The organism is Escherichia sp. E2748, from assembly GCF_005781125.1.
Lineage (GTDB): Bacteria > Pseudomonadota > Gammaproteobacteria > Enterobacterales > Enterobacteriaceae > Escherichia.
Map to the genome: position 1 here is coordinate 124,064 of NZ_VATP01000013.1, position 23,026 is coordinate 147,089.

21 protein-coding genes are annotated in these 23,026 nt (G+C 48.2%); 8 read left to right on the plus strand and 13 right to left on the minus strand.

What is annotated here, in order from left to right:
- Window positions 1-20: 20 nt before the first annotated feature.
- Genes glpX through cmtB form a run of 4 tightly spaced genes read right to left on the minus strand, consistent with a single transcriptional unit; the run spans window position 21 to window position 4,134 of the window.
- Window positions 21-986: a class II fructose-bisphosphatase gene (gene glpX / locus FEK42_RS12820; RefSeq protein WP_135492974.1), complete on the minus strand. Its 966-nt coding sequence runs from the start codon at window positions 984-986 to the stop codon at window positions 21-23.
- Complete coding sequence (locus FEK42_RS12825; protein ID WP_135492975.1) at window positions 983-2,260, minus strand: zinc-binding dehydrogenase; 1,278 nt, start codon at window positions 2,258-2,260, stop codon at window positions 983-985. Before FEK42_RS12825 ends, glpX begins: the two co-directional genes overlap by 4 nt.
- A gap of 14 nt (window positions 2,261-2,274) precedes the next feature.
- Window positions 2,275-3,663 carry a PTS mannitol transporter subunit IICB gene (gene cmtA / locus FEK42_RS12830; protein ID WP_135492976.1) on the minus strand — a complete coding sequence of 463 codons (1,389 nt, stop codon included), beginning with the start codon at window positions 3,661-3,663 and terminating at the stop codon, window positions 2,275-2,277.
- A gap of 27 nt (window positions 3,664-3,690) precedes the next feature.
- Window positions 3,691-4,134, minus strand: coding sequence for a PTS mannitol transporter subunit IIA (gene cmtB, locus FEK42_RS12835; RefSeq protein WP_135492977.1), 444 nt, complete (start codon window positions 4,132-4,134; stop codon window positions 3,691-3,693).
- Window positions 4,135-4,510: 376 nt separating this feature from the next.
- On the opposite strand from cmtB, the gene FEK42_RS12845 reads away from it, so the two are divergent.
- Window positions 4,511-5,419 (plus strand): prohibitin family protein, encoded by a 909-nt coding sequence (locus tag FEK42_RS12845; protein WP_000646923.1) that lies wholly within the window; start codon window positions 4,511-4,513, stop codon window positions 5,417-5,419.
- Window positions 5,420-5,463: 44 nt separating this feature from the next.
- Here the strand turns inward: FEK42_RS12845 and tkt are convergent, their stop codons facing one another.
- Window positions 5,464-7,455 carry a transketolase gene (tkt, locus tag FEK42_RS12850; RefSeq protein WP_000098613.1) on the minus strand — a complete coding sequence of 664 codons (1,992 nt, stop codon included), beginning with the start codon at window positions 7,453-7,455 and terminating at the stop codon, window positions 5,464-5,466.
- Window positions 7,456-7,732: 277 nt separating this feature from the next.
- Here tkt and loiP point away from each other — a divergent pair, with 277 nt between their 5' ends.
- Window positions 7,733-8,491 carry a metalloprotease LoiP gene (gene loiP / locus FEK42_RS12860; RefSeq protein ID WP_130218025.1) on the plus strand — a complete coding sequence of 253 codons (759 nt, stop codon included), beginning with the start codon at window positions 7,733-7,735 and terminating at the stop codon, window positions 8,489-8,491.
- 195 nt (window positions 8,492-8,686) lie between these two features.
- Here the strand turns inward: loiP and speB are convergent, their stop codons facing one another.
- From speB to FEK42_RS12880, 4 genes are all read right to left on the minus strand, one after another.
- On the minus strand, window positions 8,687-9,607 hold the full coding sequence (speB, locus tag FEK42_RS12865; protein ID WP_000105566.1) for an agmatinase: 921 nt from the start codon (window positions 9,605-9,607) through the stop codon (window positions 8,687-8,689).
- Window positions 9,608-9,742: 135 nt separating this feature from the next.
- Window positions 9,743-10,474 (minus strand): hypothetical protein, encoded by a 732-nt coding sequence (locus FEK42_RS12870; protein WP_135492978.1) that lies wholly within the window; start codon window positions 10,472-10,474, stop codon window positions 9,743-9,745.
- 755 nt (window positions 10,475-11,229) lie between these two features.
- Window positions 11,230-12,483, minus strand: coding sequence for an enolase C-terminal domain-like protein (locus FEK42_RS12875; protein ID WP_135492979.1), 1,254 nt, complete (start codon window positions 12,481-12,483; stop codon window positions 11,230-11,232).
- A 94-nt stretch (window positions 12,484-12,577) separates the two neighbouring features.
- Window positions 12,578-13,288, minus strand: a complete 711-nt coding sequence (locus FEK42_RS12880; RefSeq protein WP_135492980.1) for a FadR/GntR family transcriptional regulator — start codon at window positions 13,286-13,288, stop codon at window positions 12,578-12,580.
- A 189-nt stretch (window positions 13,289-13,477) separates the two neighbouring features.
- Here FEK42_RS12880 and FEK42_RS12885 point away from each other — a divergent pair, with 189 nt between their 5' ends.
- The 4 genes from FEK42_RS12885 to FEK42_RS12900 all read left to right on the plus strand — a co-directional run bounded on the left by FEK42_RS12885 (window position 13,478) and on the right by FEK42_RS12900 (window position 17,210).
- The gene (locus tag FEK42_RS12885; RefSeq protein ID WP_130259421.1) at window positions 13,478-14,245 is read left to right on the plus strand and encodes an SDR family oxidoreductase; all 768 of its coding nucleotides are present in this window, start codon (window positions 13,478-13,480) and stop codon (window positions 14,243-14,245) included.
- 82 nt (window positions 14,246-14,327) lie between these two features.
- Window positions 14,328-15,350 (plus strand): DctP family TRAP transporter solute-binding subunit, encoded by a 1,023-nt coding sequence (locus FEK42_RS12890; RefSeq protein ID WP_130259422.1) that lies wholly within the window; start codon window positions 14,328-14,330, stop codon window positions 15,348-15,350.
- 58 nt (window positions 15,351-15,408) lie between these two features.
- Window positions 15,409-15,933, plus strand: a complete 525-nt coding sequence (locus FEK42_RS12895) for a TRAP transporter small permease (protein ID WP_135492981.1) — start codon at window positions 15,409-15,411, stop codon at window positions 15,931-15,933.
- Window positions 15,933-17,210: a TRAP transporter large permease subunit gene (locus FEK42_RS12900; protein WP_135410373.1), complete on the plus strand. Its 1,278-nt coding sequence runs from the start codon at window positions 15,933-15,935 to the stop codon at window positions 17,208-17,210. The genes FEK42_RS12895 and FEK42_RS12900 overlap by 1 nt, the downstream gene beginning before the upstream one ends.
- A gap of 44 nt (window positions 17,211-17,254) precedes the next feature.
- Here the strand turns inward: FEK42_RS12900 and speA are convergent, their stop codons facing one another.
- The 4 genes from speA to FEK42_RS23205 form a co-directional block, all read right to left on the minus strand.
- The gene (speA, locus tag FEK42_RS12905; protein WP_010347927.1) at window positions 17,255-19,231 is read right to left on the minus strand and encodes a biosynthetic arginine decarboxylase; all 1,977 of its coding nucleotides are present in this window, start codon (window positions 19,229-19,231) and stop codon (window positions 17,255-17,257) included.
- 8 nt (window positions 19,232-19,239) lie between these two features.
- Window positions 19,240-19,371, minus strand: coding sequence for an acid stress response protein YqgB (gene yqgB / locus FEK42_RS12910; RefSeq protein WP_130218031.1), 132 nt, complete (start codon window positions 19,369-19,371; stop codon window positions 19,240-19,242).
- Window positions 19,372-19,464: 93 nt separating this feature from the next.
- Window positions 19,465-19,608 carry a protein YqgG gene (gene yqgG / locus FEK42_RS23200; RefSeq protein WP_001297404.1) on the minus strand — a complete coding sequence of 48 codons (144 nt, stop codon included), beginning with the start codon at window positions 19,606-19,608 and terminating at the stop codon, window positions 19,465-19,467.
- Between the two features lie 110 nt (window positions 19,609-19,718).
- Window positions 19,719-19,970 (minus strand): hypothetical protein, encoded by a 252-nt coding sequence (locus tag FEK42_RS23205; protein ID WP_130218033.1) that lies wholly within the window; start codon window positions 19,968-19,970, stop codon window positions 19,719-19,721.
- Window positions 19,971-20,025: 55 nt separating this feature from the next.
- Between FEK42_RS23205 and metK the strand changes: the two genes are divergently transcribed.
- Both metK and galP read left to right on the plus strand, forming a co-directional pair.
- Window positions 20,026-21,180, plus strand: coding sequence for a methionine adenosyltransferase (gene metK / locus FEK42_RS12915; protein WP_130207895.1), 1,155 nt, complete (start codon window positions 20,026-20,028; stop codon window positions 21,178-21,180).
- A 435-nt stretch (window positions 21,181-21,615) separates the two neighbouring features.
- The gene (gene galP, locus FEK42_RS12920) at window positions 21,616-23,010 is read left to right on the plus strand and encodes a galactose/proton symporter (protein ID WP_135492982.1); all 1,395 of its coding nucleotides are present in this window, start codon (window positions 21,616-21,618) and stop codon (window positions 23,008-23,010) included.
- Window positions 23,011-23,026: the final 16 nt, after the last annotated feature.

Genomic DNA, 23,026 nt, shown 5'->3' on the forward strand with positions numbered 1-23,026 from the left:
CGTCTTCCGATAGATCACCATCAATGCAGGGAGTCTATTATATTACACGTTTGGTCCGCGCCGCCGATCAGTAATGTCTGCGTCCGCACCCCATTCGCCGTCTGTTGGATACCGTTCACCAGCTCGCCGCTCGTCACGCCCGTAGCGCTAAAGAGGATATCGTTCCCCCTCACCAGTTCATCGAGTGAGTACACACGGTTGACTTCAACCCCCATCTCCTTACAACGCTTACGCTCCTGTTCTGCGATTTGCCGATTTTCGGTGTAGTCACCTTTGGCCTGGCAAAAATCGATTAATTCCACCTGCATATCCCCACCCAATGCTTTAACAGCACAGGCAGAAATAACGCCTTCCGGTGCGCCACCGATGGTGTACATCACATCGTAAGGATTATCCTGCCAGCAGGTCAGCACGCTGGCGGCGACATCGCCATCCGGCAGGGCAAAAACCTTCACGCCCAGCTGTGTTGCTTCCTCAATTGCGGCTCTCAGGCGCGGTTTATCCAGCGTAACCATGCGCAGCTTGTCCAGCGGTTTGCCTAACGCTTTCGCCACGTTGCGCAGGTTGTCCGCCAGGGGCAAAGACAGATCAATCACCCCGGCAGCCAGTCGATTAACAACCAGCTTTTTCATATACATATCGGGCGCATGTAACAGGCTATCTCGAGGGGCGAAAGCCATGACCGCCAGCGCATTGCTCTGCCCCATCGCCACCATCCGCGTGCCTTCAATGGGATCAACCGCGATATCGACTTCTGGCCCATCGCCTTTGCCCACCTCTTCGCCAATCCACAGCATCGGCGCATGATCAATTTCTCCCTCGCCGATAACCACTCGCCCACGAAAAGCAACGTCGTTTAATGCCTGGCGCATCGCGGTGACCGCCAGGCCATCAATTTTATTCTTGTCGCCACAGCCGGTTTGCGGCCAGGCAGCTAACGCTGCCTGTTCCGTAACGCGAAATAATGGCCACGCCAGGGACATCATTGCGCGGCCTCCCCAATATCAACGCCAAATTGCGCCAGCAGATATTTCTCGGCCTGTTCATTCCAGATGCCGTGCGTTTCCTCAACCAGCCGCGCCAGCTCTTTAAACAGCGGATCGGTTTTGCCTTTTTCGGCAAAATCGTCAATGGCAGTGAGCGGCATGGCCACGCCGTTATAAATGAGTTTTTTGCCGCCTGGGATATCCGGCAGATTGAGCACGGTTTCTGGCACCGCATCCAGGCCACCGATATGGGTCACCATAAACGACGGCTGCAACTGCCCCGTGGCGCTAAGGGCAATCGCCTCTTTCATGTCATCCGTTGAACCACCGGATGTACCGACGACGTGAGTGCTGTTGTAATGGACGTTGTAGAAATTAAACGGCACTTTGAAGTTTTTATCCGTCGGACCGGCAAAGAAGTTCAGGCAGCCATCTTCCGCCAGTAATTCGTCAGCCATCTCAACGACAGCAGGCACCGCCGCATAAACAAAAATGTCATCGAACCCGGCATCATCCGTCAGCGCCCGTAGCATCTGGACAGGATCGCTCATCCCTTTGGTATTCACATACACCAGCTCAATGCCTTTACTGGCCGCCAGCTCCACTGGCAGCAACTTCTGCACCTGCGCCAGACGTTTGTCGTCGATATCGACCACCACCACCCGCGACGGTTGTATGCCGCCGTTAATGGCATAATCGATAGCGCCAATTCCCATCGGACCTGCACACGCCAGCAGTGCAATATTGCCGCCAGGTTTGACGCCCATGCGATGCTCATAAACATATTGCGTGGTGTGATAATTGGCATGATAAGCGCCAATAATGCAGCACATAGGCTCTGCCAGCGACGCCGCAGCAAAATAAGAGCCGTGATACGGTAATACGCAGCCCAAATTAATGGCTACCTCTGGAATAATCATATAGGTGGCGTTACCGCCAAAATATTCGTAGCTGTAGCCCGCTGAATATCCGCTTGGTAACCCCATCGCCGGTTGCAATACAAAACGCTGACCTTTTTTATATTTGTCGGTGAGATTTTTACCCACTTCGACAATAACCCCGGCACATTCATGCCCGGTAATGACCGGATGATTTTCTAAATCGTCGGGTACGCGCTTATGTTCACTACCGAGTAACGCCGCTTTCCAGGTCGATAAACAGACGCTGTCAGAAATTACACTCACCAAAAGTTCGTTATCAGTAATTTCTGGCAATTCAAATTCGCGCAGACGGACATCCCGCTTGCCATAAATAGCAGCAACTTTGGTTTTCATTTTTACCTCTGCAATCAGTTTTTATGTTCGGCGGTTAATTGATTAAATAAAGTGTCGAGTTTTGGATCGCCAATATAGTTATTAATCAATATCAGCGGTTTATCCGTCACACGTTTCACACGCCCTTCCAGACTGGCATGAGTAACGACGATATCCGCATCTGCAGGCACGTTTTCTATGGCGTAATGTTTTACTTCAATTGTCAGCCCTGCTTTTTCCAGGCGTTTACGGAAGGTGGTTGCGCCCATCGCGCTGGAGCCCATCCCTGCATCGCAAACAAAGGCAATACGCTTAACACGGCTTAACGAGAATGCGCCTTCCTGCTTCATTGCTTTAACCGCATTGGCTGACTCGGTAAATTCATCTTCGCTCTCAGTCTCCACTGTTTTTTCCATCTTCAGTATCAGGGAAGTGATAACAAAGGACACCAGCGTGCCTACCGTAACTCCGGCAATTGTCGCCAGGAACGAGCCTTTCGGCGTCAGCGCCAGGTAAGCAAAGATAGAACCTGGGCTTGGGCCTGCAACCAGACCACCGTCCAGCAAATTAAACATCCAGGTGCCAGACATACCGCCCGCAATCATGGCGATAATGGTCAACGGCTTCATCAGCACATACGGGAAATACAGTTCGTGGATCCCACCGAGGAAGTGAATAATCATCGCACCAGGTGCAGAGCGCTTACTCATCCCTTTACCAAACAGAGTGAATGCCAGCAGCAGCCCTAAGCCAGGCCCAGGGTTGGATGCCACCATAAAGAAGATGGATTTGCCATTAACTGATGCCTGTTGCATCCCCAGCGGATAATAGACGCCCTGATCTATCGCGTTATTGAGGAAAAGCACTTTCGCCGGTTCATTGATGACTGACAGCAAAGGCAGATAGCCTGCATGTACCAGTGCTTCAATACACTCTTTGACGAAAGTATTGGCAATTAACACCGCCGGGCCGATGACTTCAAAACCCAGCAAACAGAGAATCATCCCAGCGATACCTAATGAGAAGTTATTGATAACCATCTCAAAACCAGCAGGTATGCGTTTTTCCAGTGCTTTATCGATATATTTTATGACCAGCCCACCTAACGGTCCCATGATCATTGAGCCAAGGAACATCGGAATTTCAGCACCGACAATAACGCCAATCGTCCCTATTCCGCCCATGACCGCACCGCGTTTACCACCGACCAGATGACCACCTGTAGAACCAATCATCACGGGCAATAAATAGGTAATCATCGGGCCAACAATTTTGGCGAAATGTTCGTTAGGCAGCCAACCAGTAGGAATAAATAATGCAGTAATAAAACCCCAGGCAATAAAAGCACCAATATTGGGGATGACCATTGCCGTCAAAAAGCCCCCAAAAGCCTGGACCTTTGCACGAGCAGACTTGTTTTCCATAATATTATCCTGTAGAGGAGAGAGTAATTATCCGCGGTTGATTATGTCCGCTAATTGTTTTTCTGATATTGCTGTTAATAGTTGTTCGAGTATTTCTTCTTCGCACAGTAATTCACTTAACGCCTGAATAGCGCCAATGTGCGAATCAGCATCGGCAGCCGAAAGCCCGATGAGTAATTTAATCGGTTCGTCATTCCCCGGAAAATACACTGGTCGTTCGAGTAATGTCAGTGACATCCCGGTTTTAAGCGCCCCACATTCCGGTCGCGCATGAGGCATCGCCACGCCTGGTGCGAGAATATAATAAGGACCGTTGCTAATGGTGGAATCTTTAATAGCCTGAATGTAATTCTCGCTGATATAGTTTTTATCCAGCAATGATGCCATCGAAAAATCGATAGCTTCCTGCCAGTCTTTTGCTGAATGTATAACTGAGATTGATGACTCTGGAAAATAATCAATAAGCCGCATAAATCATCCTTATTTTATTTTTACGGTACCGTCCGGCGGTAAAAATAAAATACGCGTGAGATTTAATGAAAGCAATTGAGCGTCTGAGAGGACAAGTTTCATAAACCAAAATAATAAAACATTAAATAACAATAAGATGAAATCAATATTATTAAAGTCAACTTTGTATTTGCAATGACCGTCACAAAATCAATATTTTATACGTTGATATGTTTGTGACGCATGTCACCATTTGTTTATTGAATATCCGAAAACATACTTATTTGATTTATTGTTTTTCGCGCCTCCCCTTTATAGATTCTTAATTTTCGGTTGCCAGCTGTTTTCTCCTCCCCCCATGTGACATATTCCCACACTTTACTCAAGGAAGATTGTCATGAAAGCACCTGTTTCAATAACCTCATTTCGCCCACAAAAATCTATTGCTATCGCCATTGGCGTGCTTGCCGTGGTTGTGCTGCCATTTCTCTCGTATTACACCGTTAATGAAGGTGAACGCGGCATTTTGCTGCGTTACGGAAAAATCGTAAAAGTTGCCGAGCCGGGCCTGGGTTTTAAGATCCCGTTTATGGAAAGCGTGGAGAAAATTTCCACGCGTAATCAGGCCGTGGTCTATCAGGGATTGCAGGCATACAGCCGCGACCAGCAACCTGCACAAATGACCGTGTCAGTTAGTTTCCACATTAAGCCTTCGGAAGCAGGCGCGGTTTATACCACTTACAACACCATTGAAGCATTAAAAGATCGCCTGATTGTTCGTCAGTTGCCAACTCAACTGGAGAACGTTTTCGGCCAATATACCGCCATCAGCGCCGTACAGGATCGTACAAAACTGGTTCAGGATCTGCAAAATGCCATGCGCAAAGCCGTTGTTGGGCCAGTGGTAATTGACGGGGTCCAGATTGAAAACATCGATTTTTCTGACGCTTATGAAAAGTCGATTGAGGACCGAATGAAAGCAGAAGTCGCCATTGCCACGCGTAAGCAAAATCTGGAAACAGAGAAAATCCAGGCGCAAATTGCGGTAACTCAAGCCCAGGCAGAAGCAGACAGTAAACTGGCGGCAGCCAAAGCAGAAGCAGAGACTATTCGCGTAAGAGGTGCGGCCGAAGCTGAAACTATTCGTTTAAAAAGTGCGGCTGAAGCAGAAGCTATCCGCCTGCGCGGGGAAGCCCTGCGAGATAATCCCGGACTTGTTGCCCTCACCACTGCTGAGCGTTGGGACGGTAAGCTGCCCGATACCATGATCCCCGGCAGCACAGTTCCGTTTATCTCTACTAAGTAAAAAAGGGCCGCTTTCGCGGCCCTTCTCACAAAGCATCTTACCGATTACAGCAACGCTTTTGCTTTCGCAACAACGTTGTCAACGGTGAAGCCGAACTCTTCAAACAGCAGTTCAGCCGGAGCAGATTCACCGAAGGTGGTCATACCGACGATAGCGCCATTCAGGCCAACATACTTGTACCAGTAGTCAGCAATGCCTGCTTCTACTGCAACGCGTGCAGTAACCGCTTTCGGCAGTACAGACTCACGGTAAGCCGCATCCTGTTTGTCGAATGCATCTGTAGACGGCATGGAAACCACGCGCGCTTTCACGCCTTCGGCAGTCAGTTTTTCGTAGGCAGCAACCGCCAGTTCAACTTCAGAACCGGTGGCGATGAAGATCAGTTCCGGCTGACCGGCACAGTCTTTCAGCACATAACCACCGCGCGCGATGTTTGCCAGCTGCTCTTCAGTACGTTCCTGCTGCGCCAGGTTCTGACGGGAGAGGATAAGCGCGGTCGGGCCGTCCTGACGCTCAACGCCGTATTTCCACGCGACCGCGGATTCAACCTGGTCACACGGACGCCATGTAGACATGTTCGGGGTCACGCGCAGAGAAGCGACCTGCTCTACCGGCTGGTGAGTCGGGCCATCTTCGCCCAGACCGATGGAGTCGTGGGTGTAAACCATCACCTGGCGCTGTTTCATCAGCGCAGCCATACGTACGGCATTACGTGCGTATTCCACGAACATCAGGAAGGTGGAGGTGTACGGCAGGAAACCACCGTGCAGGGAGATACCGTTAGCAATCGCGGTCATACCGAACTCGCGAACACCGTAGTGGATGTAGTTACCCGCAGCATCTTCGTTGATTGCTTTAGAACCAGACCACAGGGTCAGGTTAGACGGTGCCAGGTCAGCGGAGCCGCCGAGGAATTCCGGCAACAGCGGACCGAACGCTTCGATAGCATTCTGAGACGCTTTACGGCTGGCGATTTTCGCCGGATTAGCTTGCAGTTTAGCAATGAACTCTTTCGCTTTCGCGTCGAAGTCAGACGGCATCTCGCCTTTCATACGACGGGTAAATTCAGCGGCTTCCTGCGGATAAGCTTTGGCGTAAGCAGCGAATTTCTCGTTCCATGCGGATTCTTTCGCCTGGCCTGCTTCTTTCGCATCCCACTGAGCATAGATTTCAGACGGGATTTCGAACGGCGCATATTTCCAGCCCAGCTGTTCGCGGGTCAGGGCAATTTCAGCGTCGCCCAGCGGCGCACCGTGGGAGTCGTGCGTACCGGCTTTGTTCGGGGAACCGAAACCGATGATGGTTTTGCACATCAGCAGGGACGGTTTGTCGGTCACTGCGCGCGCTTCTTCTACTGCGCGTTTGATGGATGCTGCGTCATGACCGTCGATGTCGCGAATAACGTGCCAGCCGTAGGCTTCGAAACGCATTGCGGTGTCGTCGGTGAACCAGCCTTCAACGTGACCATCGATAGAAATACCGTTGTCATCGTAGAACGCAATCAGTTTACCCAGCTTCAGGGTACCCGCCAGAGAGCAAACTTCGTGGGAGATGCCTTCCATCATGCAGCCGTCGCCCATGAAGGCGTAGGTGTAGTGGTCGACAATGTCGTGACCCGGACGGTTAAACTGCGCCGCCAGCGTTTTTTCTGCAATCGCCATACCGACTGCGTTGGCAATACCCTGACCCAGCGGACCGGTGGTGGTTTCCACACCAGCGGTGTAACCCACTTCCGGGTGACCCGGCGTTTTGGAGTGCAGCTGACGGAAGTTTTTCAGTTCTTCCATCGGCAGATCGTAACCGGTGAGGTGCAGCAAGCTGTAGATCAGCATGGAGCCGTGGCCGTTGGACAGCACGAAGCGGTCACGGTCAGCCCAGGACGGATTCTGCGGGTTGTGTTTCAGGAAATCACGCCACAGGACTTCGGCAATGTCAGCCATCCCCATCGGGGCGCCCGGGTGACCGGATTTGGCTTTCTGTACTGCGTCCATGCTCAGCGCACGAATAGCATTGGCAAGCTCTTTACGTGAGGACATTTTGACTCCAGATCGGATGATGAAGGGCACGCCCTTAACGACTTGACGACAGCGCGTTTTGGGCTACGCCGGAAAATTTGCCAACAATTTACCGCAAGCCGCGCGTCATGTACATGGAACATCCTTTTGCCGTTTCAGAAATCTCTGGATCATGCTCGCATGTTGCGCAATCTGCTCGCCCGTCCGCTGCGCTTTTTCTTATACTTAGGACGAGCGTCGATTCACCTGCAAACGGCGCATTTTTAGAATAATCCTGACCTTGTGCGGAAGAGAAAACATGAAAATTCGCGCCTTATTGGTAGCAATGAGCGTGGCAACGGTACTGACCGGTTGCCAGAATATGGACTCCAGTGGACTGCTCTCATCAGGAGCGGAAGCTTTTCAGGCTTACAGTTTGAGCGATGCGCAGGTAAAAGCCCTGAGCGATCAGGCGTGCCAGGAGATGGACAGCAAGGCGACGATTGCGCCAGACGGTAGTGAATACGCTAAACGTCTGACCACCATTGCTAATGCGCTGGGAAATAACATCAACGGTCAGCCGGTAAATTACAAAGTGTATATGGCGAAGGATGTGAATGCCTTTGCGATGGCAAACGGCTGTATCCGCGTCTATAGCGGCCTGATGGATATGATGACCGATAACGAAGTTGAAGCGGTGATCGGCCATGAAATGGGCCATGTGGCGTTAGGCCATGTGAAGAAAGGGATGCAGGTAGCGCTTGGTACAAATGCCGTGCGAGTAGCTGCGGCCTCTGCGGGCGGGATTGTCGGCAGTTTATCGCAATCACAACTCGGTGACTTGGGCGAAAAATTAGTCAATTCGCAATTCTCCCAGCGCCAGGAAGCAGAGGCGGATGATTATTCCTACGATTTGCTGCGTCAACGCGGCATCAGCCCGGCAGGCCTTGCCACCAGCTTTGAAAAACTGGCGAAACTGGAAGAAGGCCGCCAAAGTTCAATGTTTGACGACCATCCGGCATCCGCCGAACGCGCCCAGCATATTCGCGATCGTATGAGCGCGGATGGAGTTAAGTAAAGCCTACGGGTGCCGAACGTAGGTCAGATAAGGCGTTCACGCCGCATCTGACATTAATGGCACATTTGCTACCCCGTGCGCATTGCCGGATGCGATGCCTGGCGCATCTTATCCGGCCTACGGGTGCCGAACGTAGGTCAGATAAAGCGTTTACGCCGCATCTGACATTAATGGCACATTTGCTACCCCGTGCGCTTACTCGCCCTTTTTCGCCGCCTGAATATACAGCATCTCCAGCGCCAGCGTCGCCGCAGCCAGAGCGGTGATTTCTGACTGATCGTATGCCGGAGCCACTTCCACTACGTCCATCCCAACGATGTTGAGATCTTTCAGGCCGCGTACCAGTTTAATGGCGCGATCGGAGGTCAGACCGCCAATCACCGGCGTACCGGTTCCCGGCGCGAAAGCAGGATCCAGGCAGTCGATATCAAAGGTCAGGTAAACCGGCATATCACCCACAATCTGCTTCACCTGGGCGATAACGTCATCCACGCTGCGATCGTTCACCTGGCAGGCGTCCAGCACGGTAAAGCCGTTGTCTTTATCAAACTCGGTACGAATACCAATCTGCACGGAATGATTCGGGTCGATCAGACCTTCTTTCGGCGCAGTATAGAACATGGTGCCGTGGTCAAATTCACAACCGTTCGCGTAGGTATCGGTGTGGGCGTCAAAGTGTACCAGCGCCATTTTGCCGAAATGCTTCGCATGAGCGCGCAGCAGCGGCAGCGTCACAAAATGGTCACCACCGAAGGAGAGCATACGCTTACCGGCAGCCAGCAGCTTCTCGGCGTGTGCCTGCAGTTTCTCGCTCATCTCACGGGCATCGCCGAAGGCATATACCAGATCACCGCAGTCCACCACGTTCAGACGCTCACGCATGTCGAAATTCCACGGGAAGCGGTTGTGTTCCCAGGCCAGATTCGTCGAAACCTGACGGATAGCTGCCGGACCGTGGCGACCACCCGCACGACCAGAAGTGGCCATATCGAACGGCACGCCAGTAATCACCCAGTCAGCATCGCTGTCATACGGCTGGAAGTTCATCGGCAGGCGTAAAAAACCAAAGGCGTTGGAAACCAGTGAGTTATCGTATTGATGACCTAAGGTGCTCATGGATGGACTCCTATTACAAAGTCGATATAAAAAAACCCTTCCGCGTCGTTAGGCCCGACGAGGAAGGGTTGGATTTGCGAAACACAAGTTTGTGCTAATTATCGCCTTAAATGGGCGAGGCATCAAGCGAGGTTGCTATTTACGGCACGGCGGCGGCGCATAGCCATTGTTGTCTGCCGGAAACGCTTGTCCAGAGCACGGCGGCAGCGCGTTTTGCGCCGGGCCTTGTAATTCAAAGGCGGCAAAGCCGATTACACCGGTATTACGCACATCGCCTTGCGCCGAATTGGCTGCGTAGGAATCAGCAACGTTGGCGAACTGAAAAGCCGCTTCGGTATGTTTATCTTTGCGGAATCCTTTAATCGCTAACGAATCTCCGGCATTCACAATATAACCGTTGTTATTCAGCGAACCTTGTTTACCGTTCAGAACATCCAGGCCATCAACCGTAGCAACGATCTCGTAGTTGGTGTTACGACTGTAATTGCGGACATATAATTGATAATTCATTCCTACTCTGGCATGGACAATATAGCGTGGTTCATTATTTGATGAATCATAAACCCGCGTAATAGGTAGTGAATTAAAATTAGCATCGCGAATAGCATATTCCAGTTCGTTAATACGAATGCTATAAACGCGGTCGTAGCCGGAAGGAACATTAGCTGAATAACTAATAACGATCATCTCCGCCGGATCGCGCCAGGCTCGCTCAGCAGATACGCCCTGAACCGTTGAGTGCACATCCCCACCCCAGGCGGTGCCGACATCGCCAGATGCACTGCTATTATACTGCGCGTTACTGGAACAACCTGCCAACAACACGACTAATGCGACCAGTGCGCCATGTACTTTCCATTTTTTCATAACCGTTCCCTCTGCATTTAATTAATGCAGCGATTGTAGGGAGATTATTTAAGAATAAAAGCAGCCAATTTATTTTTAAGAATATATAAAAATAAATCGGACCGATTCGGCAAAACAAATCGCCCCGCCAGTGGAATAATCTTAATTATTCATCTTCAAGATAGGTTTAACCGTACAAACCTGCCTCGAATTCTTCCAGGAACTGTTGTTGCAGTTCAGCGCAGCCAATCCGGGAAAAAGCTTCTCCAGCGCAAAAGTAGGGCACGGGCTGTCGATATCCAAAGTCAGATAGCTCGGCATATCACCAACAATCTATTTCGCCTGGACGATAATATCATCCACACAGTGATCGTTCACCTGGCAGACATCCAGCACGGTAAAGTTGTCGTCTCCATCGCACTCAATACGAATAGTTCAAGTCGTTCAGATCTTCTTACAATGCGGCAGTGGCCAAACTCACAACTATAGGTATCGATATGGGCATCAAAGTGTGCCTGCGCTATTTTGCTGACAACCAAAGTAGTTTGTAGACAGTGAGCTACAATATTGATGACCTAATGTGCTCATAAATGGGCTGTTTTTACAAAGTCGATATAAAAACCTTCTTCGTCAGGCCCGACGAAGAAGGGTTGGATTTGGTAGAAGTGAATAAGAAGAATTATCGCTGGTAGTCTGCACAAATCAGGTCAATCAGAGCAAAGGCAATAGCCGTTACACTTCCTATGTTTGAGGTCTCACTAAAAATAAATTTACGGCTATGGTCGGGCCGCTGTACCGTCAGGAGTACGCGCTAATGTCCAGCCAGGAATACCGCCATTAATTGGCCATGCTTTTGCTTTATTTTCATCCATTTCAATACCCAGTCCTGGTTTATCACTCACATATGCAAAACCGTCCTTAATCTGGATGCAGCCTGTAAAAACATCTTGCAGCGCCTCATTGACTGGCGTGTATTCCTGAATACCAAAATTACTCGAACTTACAGACAAATGCATGTTAGCGGCTACCCCCACAGGAGAAATGTCTCCTGGTCCATGCCATGCTGTTCTAACTCCAAACATTTCACTCAAAATCGCCAGTTTTCTTGCTGGTGTGATCCCGCCAATTGAACTGACATGGCAGCGAATAAAGTCAATCTGTTGATTAATAATTAATGGTTTATATTCATTAATATTCGTGAATAACTCCCCCATAGCAATAGGAGTTGACGATTGTTGACGAAGTACTTTCAACCACTCCAGGTTTTCCGGGGCCACAGGATCTTCAAGATAAAAAAGTGAGTAAGGTTCAAGTGATTTTGCTAATTGGATTGCGTTAATGGGGCTTATGCGTTCATGAACGTCGTGGATAAATTCAATGCCAAAACCAAACTTATTACGCAAATGATCGAACAAACGAGGAACGCTTCTGGCATACGCTTCCGGATCAAAATAGATGCCAGCAGTTTTGTTAGCTGGCGAGCGTTTCGGTTGAATGTTTTTTGCTCTGGCTAATTTACTGGCAATAAGTTTCAGATCATCGGTTCCAGCCCCACCATACATCCCCATCTGACAGCGAACGTACTGATACCCCTCTGCTATAGCGCTGTGGATATTATCTTCAACTTCAATCTCATCAGCCCCGTCAGTATGGCGGTATAATGGCACGCCATCACGGCATTTCCCCCCCAGTAATTCATAAACAGGGAGTCCGGCGACTTTTCCCTTTAGATCCCACAAAGCCATATCGATCCCTGACAAGGCATTATTCATAATTGGGCCACTACGCCAGTAACCGCTTACACATGCTGATTGCCAGATATCTTCTATACGGGCAGGGTTTTTCCCAATCAAGAAAGGCTTCATATACTCATTTACAGCCTTTTCCACTGCCACTATCCGCTGAGTAAACGTAGCGCATCCAAGCCCATATAAGCCAGGTTCATTCGTTTCAATTTTTACAACGGCCAGATCGATCCCACCGGGTGCAGTAAGGATCGTCCTGACATCTGTTATTTTCAGATTCTGCATATTCATTTCCACTGTAGTTAGCCGATTCGCGCAACCTGTCAGTTGTCCTACATGTGGTGTGGAGCAGTATGAGCTGGATTATTTTCTCAGGCAACTATTTTTTTTCATTAAGCGTCTGGATAACTTTGAGATTGCTCGCCATATGCGTATCAAGAATTTCGGCGGCAGCTTTTGGATCGCGGTTTTTTATTGCCAGATAAATATTCAAGTGTGCATCAATGCTTTCAATAGTGATGCCAAGGGTCCGATTCAACTCTTCAAGATATTGATAATATATGTCTTTTATTGCATGCATGGCTGCAGTAAAAACCGTGTTCTTTGCCGCATTAACAATACCAAGATGGAATTCGTAGTCTGCTTTACTGTACTTTTTATAGTCGTTTTTATTGATTAACATTTGTCCAAGCAGACGTTCGAGAATCGCGATATCTTCATCATCTGCGTGCTGTGCAGCAAGTTCAATGCATTTAAATTCCACGGTTTGCCTGAAAACCAGCATATCACAAAACGCAGCTTCACTAAGATGCATAGCAGGTTTCGCCAGCAAATCATCAATACCATATTTATCTATATTATCAGTTACATATGTCCCTTTACCCTGGTACGTAATCACAGCCCCCATATCACGCAATTTTTGAACTGCACTTCGAACGCTAACTCTGCTTACGCCAAATTGAGCAGCGAGTTGGGCTTCTGAAGGAAGTTTGTAACCCGCTTTCCAGCGACCATCTTGCAGATAGCCTTTCATAGCCTCAAACAAAACAGACACAACATTATGATTTTTAACGGCTTTATTTGAATTCATCTTTCTACAGACTTTATAAAATAAAAATGAGTATAACATGTCCTACAAGTTCAATTTTCTGTTTTTTGTGATTATCAACACATTTTGAAAGCGCTTTTATTGAACAAGTTTTTTAATACTGTATCGTTTTTTACGCAACTTGTCAGACGTCCTACCTTTCAAAAAACTTTCCATGATAAGGGAAACAAAATGCATCATTTATTTGATCTGACAGGTAAAACAGCTCTGATTACAGGCTCCGCCCGCGGTCTGGGATTCGCATATGCAGAAGGATTAGCCAGCGCTGGTGCGCATGTCATTCTAAATGACCTGAATGACGCCGTGTTGCAAGAAGCTGTTGAACAACTCCAGAGCAGAGGCTTGTCTGCACAAGGAATTGCATTCAACGTGGCAGATGAAAAGGCTGTGGAACAAGCATTTCAACAAATAGATGAACAAGATATCGCTATCGATATTCTTATTAATAACGCTGGTATCCAGTACCGTCAGTCGATTGTGGATCTTGCTTTAGCTGACTGGCAAAAAGTTATTGATGTAAATCTCACCAGTGTTTTTCTGGTTTCAAAGGCAGCAGCCTCTCGCATGATAGCTCGCAATACAGGTGGCAAAATTATCAATATTGCCTCTTTAACAAGTGAAGCAGCTCGCCCAACCGTTTCACCTTATACCGCGGCAAAAGGCGGGGTGAAAATGCTTACCCGCTCTATGGCTGCTGAATGGGCAAAATTTAATATTCAGGCAAATGCTATTGGTCCTGGCTATATATTAACGGATATGAATACTGCGCTTATTAATAACGCAGAATTTGATAAATGGGTTAAAAATAGTAATCCAGCAGAACGATGGGGAAAACCAGAGGAGCTAGTAGGAACTGCCATATTCCTGTCCTCTACAGCTTCTGACTATATCAATGGACAAGTTATTTATGTCGATGGTGGTTGGTTGGCAGTATTATAACAATTTATAAGCCAGATTATTAACACCATAAATAAAAAGACAAATACAAATCATATTATTTTATTTAATAAAGGATATTTATATGAAAGCAAAGGAATTTACTTCTGCCGTTCAAAGTCTAAGCTTGGGGATATTATTAGTAAGTTGTAGCTTTTTTTCAACAACCCTTAATGCAGAAGTCAAAGCAGTAAAGCTAGGTCATTCATTTTCAGATGCACATCCAAGAGCCATTGCTATGAAAAAATTTGCGGCAGATGTTGAAAATGCAACTGATGGTGAAATTAAGATTACTGTTTACGGAAATGCTGTTCTCGGATCTGAACAGCAAATGTTGCAAGCAACACGAAGTAATGTTCAGCAACTCTATATGGGCGCCGTTTCTCCGCTTGCAGGTTTTCAGAAACAATTTCAAATATTCGACTTCCCATTTTTATTTTCCTCTAATGACGAAGCTGCAAAAATACTTGATAGTGAATTTGGCGATAAATTATTAACAGATCTTGATAGCATTAACCTGAAAGGACTGACATGGGCAGGTGGCGCTTTTCGTAATGTGGCAAATATAAAACGAGAAGTCACCACGCTTGAAGGTTTTAAAGGCTTAAAAATTCGTGTAATGCCAACACAGGTTGCTATAGACAGTTTTAAAAGCTTAGGTATAAATCCTTCACCTATGGCTTATTCAGAGGTATTTACAGCACTTGAAACTGGCGCTCTTGATGGTCATGAACACCCTTCTGTCGATATCTTACAGAATAAAATGTATGAAGTTGAAAAATATATGACACTGACAGGGCATGTTTATACCCCTGTTGCGTTGATCGTGTCTAAAAAGTGGTTTGATTCGCTGACTGAGAAACAAAGAGAAGTGATCCAGAAAGTTGCCAACAACAATAAAACGTTTCAACGCCAGCAAGAAATTGAACAGGAAAAAGGCGCCATTGACGAACTCAGGAAAAATGGCATGGTAGTCTCCTCCTTACAAGAAGGAGAATTGTCAAAAATCCAGCAAGCCGTTCAACCTGTTATAGAAAAACATAAAAAAACCGTCGGTGAAGATACCATCAAGCATTTTTATGATGTAAAGAAAAAACTCGCTGAATAATACTATCAAGATAGCGGGTAATACTATATCCCCGCTATTCTCAATAAAGGTTTCCATAATGAAAATTTATGAAAAAGCCACAAGGTTTTTCATAGGTAGCCTTGAAGCCATCATGGTGATATGTATCAGCATTATGTTTCTTCTTGTGCTTATCAATGTATTGATGCGTTTTATCTTTAACAGTGGAATAGACATAGCTGAAGAGTTACCTCGATTTTTATTCGTATGGATGATATTTATTGGTGCTGTGGTAGCAATCAAAGATCAGAGCCATATTCGCGTAGACCTTTTCATTAAAAAAATGCCATTATTGGGTCAACAGATTTGCCAATTAGCTTCACAGGTACTTATGTTGGTATGTAGTATAACGCTAATTTACGGTACCTGGATTGAATCTGATATTCTGTCAACGACATATTCACCGGTTTTAGATGTTAATATGTTGCTTATTTTCGGAATTTCATGGCTGACCGGCATTTGTATTTTTATCAGTGCATTGATAAACATTATATCTGTTTTTACAAAAAATTATCTCTTCCGGGCTAAAACGCTTTCTTCCATATCTTCCAGGGAGGGTAAGTAATGGCATTATTAATATTTGCGGGTTCACTTCTGTTATCGATGTTCATCGGCTTACCTATCGCCTTCTCACTAATTATTTGCGCTCTTTCATTAATGTATTTTTTGGATATGACAGATATCCAAATTATTACTCAAAATATGTGGAATGGAGCTAATAACTTCCCGTTACTGGCAGTACCTTTTTTCATGCTGGCGGGAGAGTTTATGAATGCCGGAGGTATGACCAAACGGATTATTGGTATTGCCATGACCTGGGTTGGTCATGTGCGAGGAGGAATGGGATACGTCGCCGTTTTTGCCGCCATTATTATGGCTTCGCTCTCTGGTTCTGCTGCAGCTGATACTGCTGCATTGGCGGCGATTCTCTTACCGATGATGCGTGAAGCTGGGTATAAATTAAATCGGACTGGCGGTTTAATCGGAGCCGGAGGAATAATCGCGCCAGTAATTCCACCATCAGTAGCAATGATTTTGTATGGTGTTACAGGCCAAATTTCCATTACCAAATTGTTTCTTGCGGGTATCGTACCTGGCATAATTATGGGAATGGGATTACTCCTGACCTGGCGACTACTGGCTAAATCAGAAAATGTACAAACAAGTCCGAAGAGCACATTGCGAGACAGGCTGAAAAAGACTCGTGAAGGTTTTTGGGCGTTGTTGCTACCTGTTATTATCGTGGGTGGATTAAGGATTGGTATATTTACCCCAACAGAAGCGGCAGTGATAGCAGCTGCTTATTCATTATTTGTCGGCGTATTTATTTATCGTGGCATTAACTTAGGATCGCTTTATGGATTAATGCTCAATGCCGCTAAGACAACAGCTGTTATTATGTTCCTGGTTGCTGCTGCATCGGTTTCTGCATGGCTTATAGCAGCAGCAGATATTCCAGCACAATTAACGGAACTGCTGGCGCCGGTTATGCATAGCCAAACTTTGTTAATATTAACATTAATGTTGCTGATATTTATCATCGGTACAGCAATGGATTTAACACCCACTATTTTAGTTATGACACCTGTACTTGTACCTTTGATTAAACAGGCAGGAATAGACCCGGTATATTTCGGTGTTCTTTTTGTAATAAATACGTCCATTGGTTTGATAACACCACCAGTAGGCACAGTATTAAATGTAATTTGTGGTATTGGAAAGATAAGTATGGATGAGCTGGTCAAAGGTATATGGCCGTTCTTACTCACATGCGTGGCAATCCTTATTTTACTGGTGCTCTTCCCGCAATTAGTGCTCTTTCCTTTAGCCCTTATGACCTGAGAAAAGGTTGGGTGTTGTATAAAAACACCCAACCATCGGTTTAATTATTCATCTTCAAGATAGGTATAACCGTATAAACCTGCCTCGAACTCTTCCAGGAACTGTTGTTGCAGTTCAGCATCAAGATCGGTTTTCTTCACTTGATCACGGAACTGAGTTAACAGCGTTTTCGGATCGAGCTGTACATATTGCAGCATGTCCGCCACGGTATCGCCTTCGTCAGACAGTTCCACTTCTACGCTGCCGTCAGGGAAGACGAACACGTCAACCGCTTCGGTATCACCGAACAGGTTGTGCATGTTGCCGAGGATCTCCTGATATGCGCCGACCATAAAGAAACCGAGCATCGGCGGATTCTCCGGATCGTACTCCGGCATTGGCATTGTCGTGGCAATACCGTCACCATCGATATAGTGGTCGATAGCACCGTCAGAGTCACAGGTAATATCCAGCAGCACAGCGCGGCGTTCCGGCACTTGATCCAGCCCTTCCAGCGGCAGTACCGGGAACAACTGGTCGATCCCCCATGCGTCCGGCATCGACTGGAACAGCGAGAAGTTGACGTACATTTTGTCCGCCATACGTTCCTGCAGCTCGTCGATAATCGGACGATGAGCACGGTTTTGCGGATCCAGTTGCTTTTGCACTTCATGGCACATGCTCAAATAAAGCTGCTCAGCCCATGCGCGTTCTTGCAGGCTAAAGGTGCCAGAAGAGTAGCCGATATGAATATCGTGCAGATCCATCTGGCTGTCGTGCAACCATTCACGCAGAGAACGGCGAGTTCCCGGTTCGTGCATTTCCTGCCAGGTTTCCCACATGCTTTGCAGTGCGCGCGGCGCATCTTCTGCGGGCGCGGTCGGCACCGTGTATTCGTTACGTTCCACGCCGATGATATTAGACACCAGCACGGTGTGATGCGCAGTCACCGCACGACCCGATTCGGTGATTACCGTCGGATGCGGCAGACCATTTTCTTCACACGCATCACCAATCGCCCAGATGATATTGTTGGCGTATTCATTGAGGCCGTAGTTCACCGAGCAGTCAGACTGCGAACGGGTACCTTCATAGTCCACGCCCAGACCGCCGCCGACGTCGAAGCACTGAATATTGACGCCCAGCTTATGCAGTTCCACATAGAAGCGTGCGGATTCACGAACGCCCGTGGCGATATCGCGAATATTCGCCATCTGCGAACCAAGGTGGAAGTGCAGCAATTGCAGGCTGTCGAGACGCCCGGCTTCACGCAGCGTTTCAACCAATTGCAGTACCTGAGTCGCTGCCAGGCCGAACTTCGATTTTTCCCCGCCGGAAGATTGCCATTTACCCGAGCCCTGTGAGGCCAGACGTGCACGCACGCCCAGACGAGGAACGACATTCAGACGCTCTGCTTCATCCAGCACAATGGCGATTTCTGACATCTTCTCAATGACCAGATAAACCTTGTGGCCCATCTTCTCGCCAATTAATGCCAGGCGGATATATTCGCGGTCTTTATAACCGTTGCAGACGATGACGCTGCGGGTCATGCCAGCATGCGCCAGAACGGCCATCAACTCTGCTTTCGAGCCTGCTTCCAGTCCCAACGGTTCGCCAGAATGAATCAGGGACTCAATCACGCGGCGATGCTGGTTAACTTTGATCGGATAAACGAGGAAGTAGTCACCGTTATAACCGTAGGATTCACGCGCACGTTTAAACGCGGCGTTTATGGAACGCAAACGGTGCTGCAGGATCTGCGGGAAACAGAACAGTGCAGGCAGACGCTGGCCCTGTGCTTCGCGGGTTTTCACCAACTGCGCGAGATCGACGCGAGCTTCCGGTACGTCCGGGTCCGGGCACACGCTGATGTGGCCCAGCTCGTTAACGTCATAGTAGTTATTGCCCCACCAGGCAATATTGTAAGTACGCAGCATCTTGCTGGCTTCCTGGGAGCTCATTGCAACCTCCTGCATGGAGCGTAGTACACCGTGTTCGCCCGCTGACGAAGGCAAACTCATAGACATGTCGTCAGACATAGCGAACCTCAAATTATTTTATTAAGTGTAAAACAGTTAACCACTATCGCAGCCTGAAACTGCGATAACAACCCATAAGCACATGGATTTTCCAGCAGTGTATGCTGACGCTCCGACTGCGCAATCGGTTTCTTTTTCATAACATTATTAAGCACATAACCGAACGTAAGTGTGACAGTTCGGCGAAACCACGAGAAAACTCTTGTTTTTACAAGAGCGCCCTTGTTCAGTCCTCAGTAACTGTAACCAGCTCTTGAATCCTGAGAAGCGCCGAGATGGGTATAACATCGGCAGGTATGCAAAGCAGAGATGCAGAGTGCGGGGAACGAATCTTCACCAGAACGGTGAGACAGGTTAAGCAGCAGACAACGGTTCATTATTTCGTATCACCTCCACGGCCGCCCGTTAAGACGAACCCACAAGCCAAAACTCTGATTTCAACCCGGCTGGAAGTGGCAACACGAAAAAAACGTCGTGTGCTTTTTATTTAAGCCGCGCGCCGCGTTTTATACCCCACAATGGCAGAAAATTGCAAAAGATAAATACGCAGAATGCCAGCATTGTCAGGAAAAATTTCCAGCCACGTTTCTAACAGAATGAGACACGATTCAAAAAAAAGTGGAAATCGGGTGAAGGATTGACCTAGAATAGCCATCCAGATGTTAATCCATCCATACTGATTAACACTCAGACTGCCAGTGTTTTTAACCTGTCGAGTCGTGGTAGGATCCGCTACCACAGAAAATCCACACAACAGTTTGAGCTAACCAAATTCTCTTTAGGTGATATTAAATATGGCAAAACACCTTTTTACGTCCGAGTCCGTCTCTGAAGGGCATCCTGACAAAATTGCTGACCAAATCTCTGATGCCGTTTTAGACGCGATCCTCGAACAGGATCCGAAAGCACGCGTTGCTTGCGAAACCTACGTAAAAACCGGCATGGTTTTAGTTGGCGGTGAAATCACCACCAGCGCCTGGGTAGACATCGAAGAGATCACCCGTAACACCGTTCGCGAAATTGGCTATGTACATTCCGACATGGGCTTTGACGCTAACTCCTGTGCGGTCCTGAGCGCTATCGGCAAACAATCTCCTGACATCAACCAGGGCGTTGACCGTGCCGATCCGCTGGAACAGGGCGCGGGCGACCAGGGTCTGATGTTTGGCTACGCAACCAACGAAACCGACGTGCTGATGCCTGCACCTATCACCTATGCACACCGTCTGGTACAGCGTCAGGCTGAAGTGCGTAAAAACGGCACTCTGCCGTGGCTGCGCCCGGACGCGAAAAGCCAGGTGACTTTCCAGTATGACGACGGCAAAATCGTCGGCATCGATGCTGTCGTGCTTTCCACTCAGCACTCTGAAGATATCGACCAGAAATCGCTGCAAGAAGCGGTAATGGAAGAGATCATCAAGCCGATTCTGCCGGCTGAATGGCTGACTTCAGCAACCAAATTCTTCATCAACCCGACCGGACGTTTTGTTATCGGCGGCCCGATGGGTGACTGCGGTCTGACTGGTCGTAAAATTATCGTAGATACCTACGGCGGCATGGCACGTCACGGTGGCGGCGCGTTCTCCGGTAAAGATCCATCAAAAGTGGACCGTTCCGCAGCGTACGCAGCACGTTATGTCGCGAAAAACATCGTTGCTGCTGGCCTGGCTGACCGTTGCGAAATTCAGGTTTCCTACGCAATTGGCGTGGCTGAACCGACCTCCATCATGGTGGAAACTTTCGGTACCGAGAAAGTGCCTTCTGAACAGCTGACCCTGCTGGTACGTGAGTTTTTCGACCTGCGTCCATACGGTCTGATTCAGATGCTGGATCTGCTGCACCCGATCTACAAAGAAACCGCAGCATACGGTCACTTTGGTCGCGAACATTTCCCGTGGGAAAAAACCGACAAAGCGCAACTGCTGCGTGAAGCTGCCGGTCTGAAGTAATCTTTCTTCACCTGCTTTCAAAGGCCAGCCTCGCGCTGGCCTTTTCTTTTACCTCACCGCGGTGGATAGGCGTTCACGCCGCATCCGGCAAAAAGCCGCCCGCGCAATGACATCATTCTTCCTGAACACGTTTTACCCGCAAATCATCATCACGATTGAAACCGATTACACCAGCAATACAGAGCAAATGTTCACAATATTTTCATCGTATGATTCATTTTTCATAATCGTTACATTTCTTTTCAGTAAAGTCTTAAATGCAGATAACTATGTTTAACCTATGATTATATAACTCAATTATTTTCATACACTTAAATTATAATCATAATGAATGTTAGTGTAAGCGATTACACTGATGTGATTTGCTTCACATCTTTTTACGTCGTACTCACCTATCTTAATTCACAATAAAAAATAACCATATTGGAGGGCATCATGCCTGACGCTAAAAAACAGGGGCGGTCAAACAAGGCAATGACGTTTTTCGTCTGCTTCCTTGCCGCTCTGGCGGGATTACTCTTTGGCCTGGATATCGGTGTAATTGCTGGCGCACTGCCGTTTATTGCAGATGAATTCCAGATTACTTCGCACACGCAAGAATGGGTCGTAAGCTCCATGATGTTCGGTGCGGCAGTCGGTGCGGTGGGTAGCGGCTGGCTCTCCTTTAAACTCGGGCGCAAAAAGAGCCTGATGATCGGCGCAATCCTGTTTGTTGCCGGTTCGCTGTTCTCTGCCGCTGCACCGAACGTTGAAGTGCTGATTCTTTCCCGCGTGCTGCTGGGACTGGCGGTAGGTGTGGCCTCTTATACCGCGCCGCTGTACCTCTCTGAAATTGCGCCAGAGAAAATTCGCGGCAGTATGATCTCGATGTATCAGTTGATGATCACTATCGGGATCCTCGGCGCGTATCTTTCTGATACCGCCTTCAGCTACACCGGTGCATGGCGCTGGATGCTGGGTGTGATTATCATCCCGGCAATTCTGCTACTGATTGGCGTCTTCTTCCTGCCAGACAGCCCACGTTGGTTTGCTGCCAAACGCCGCTTTGTTGATGCCGAACGCGTGCTACTGCGCCTGCGCGACACCAGCACGGAAGCCAAACGTGAACTGGATGAAATCCGTGAAAGTTTGCAGGTTAAACAGAGCGGTTGGGCGCTGTTTAAAGAGAACAGTAACTTCCGTCGCGCGGTGTTCCTGGGTGTACTGTTGCAGGTGATGCAGCAATTCACCGGGATGAACGTCATCATGTATTACGCGCCAAAAATCTTCGAACTGGCGGGATATACCAACACGACGGAACAAATGTGGGGGACCGTGATTGTCGGCCTGACCAACGTACTTGCCACCTTTATCGCAATCGGTCTTGTTGACCGTTGGGGACGTAAACCAACGTTGACGCTGGGCTTCATGGTGATGGCTGTGGGCATGGGCGTACTGGGTACAATGATGCATATCGGTATTCACTCACCGTCGGCGCAATATTTCGCCATCGCCATGCTGCTGATGTTTATTGTCGGTTTTGCCATGAGCGCGGGTCCGTTGATTTGGGTACTGTGTTCTGAAATCCAGCCGCTGAAAGGCCGCGACTTCGGTATCACCTGCTCCACCGCCACCAACTGGATTGCCAACATGATTGTCGGCGCAACCTTCCTGACCATGCTCAACACGCTGGGCAACGCCAATACCTTCTGGGTTTACGCAGGTCTGAATGTGCTGTTTATCCTGCTGACACTGTGGCTGGTGCCGGAAACCAAACACGTTTCGCTGGAACACATTGAACGTAATCTGATGAAAGGTCGTAAACTGCGCGAAATCGGCGCTCACGATTAATCTCCTCAGGCTTCCT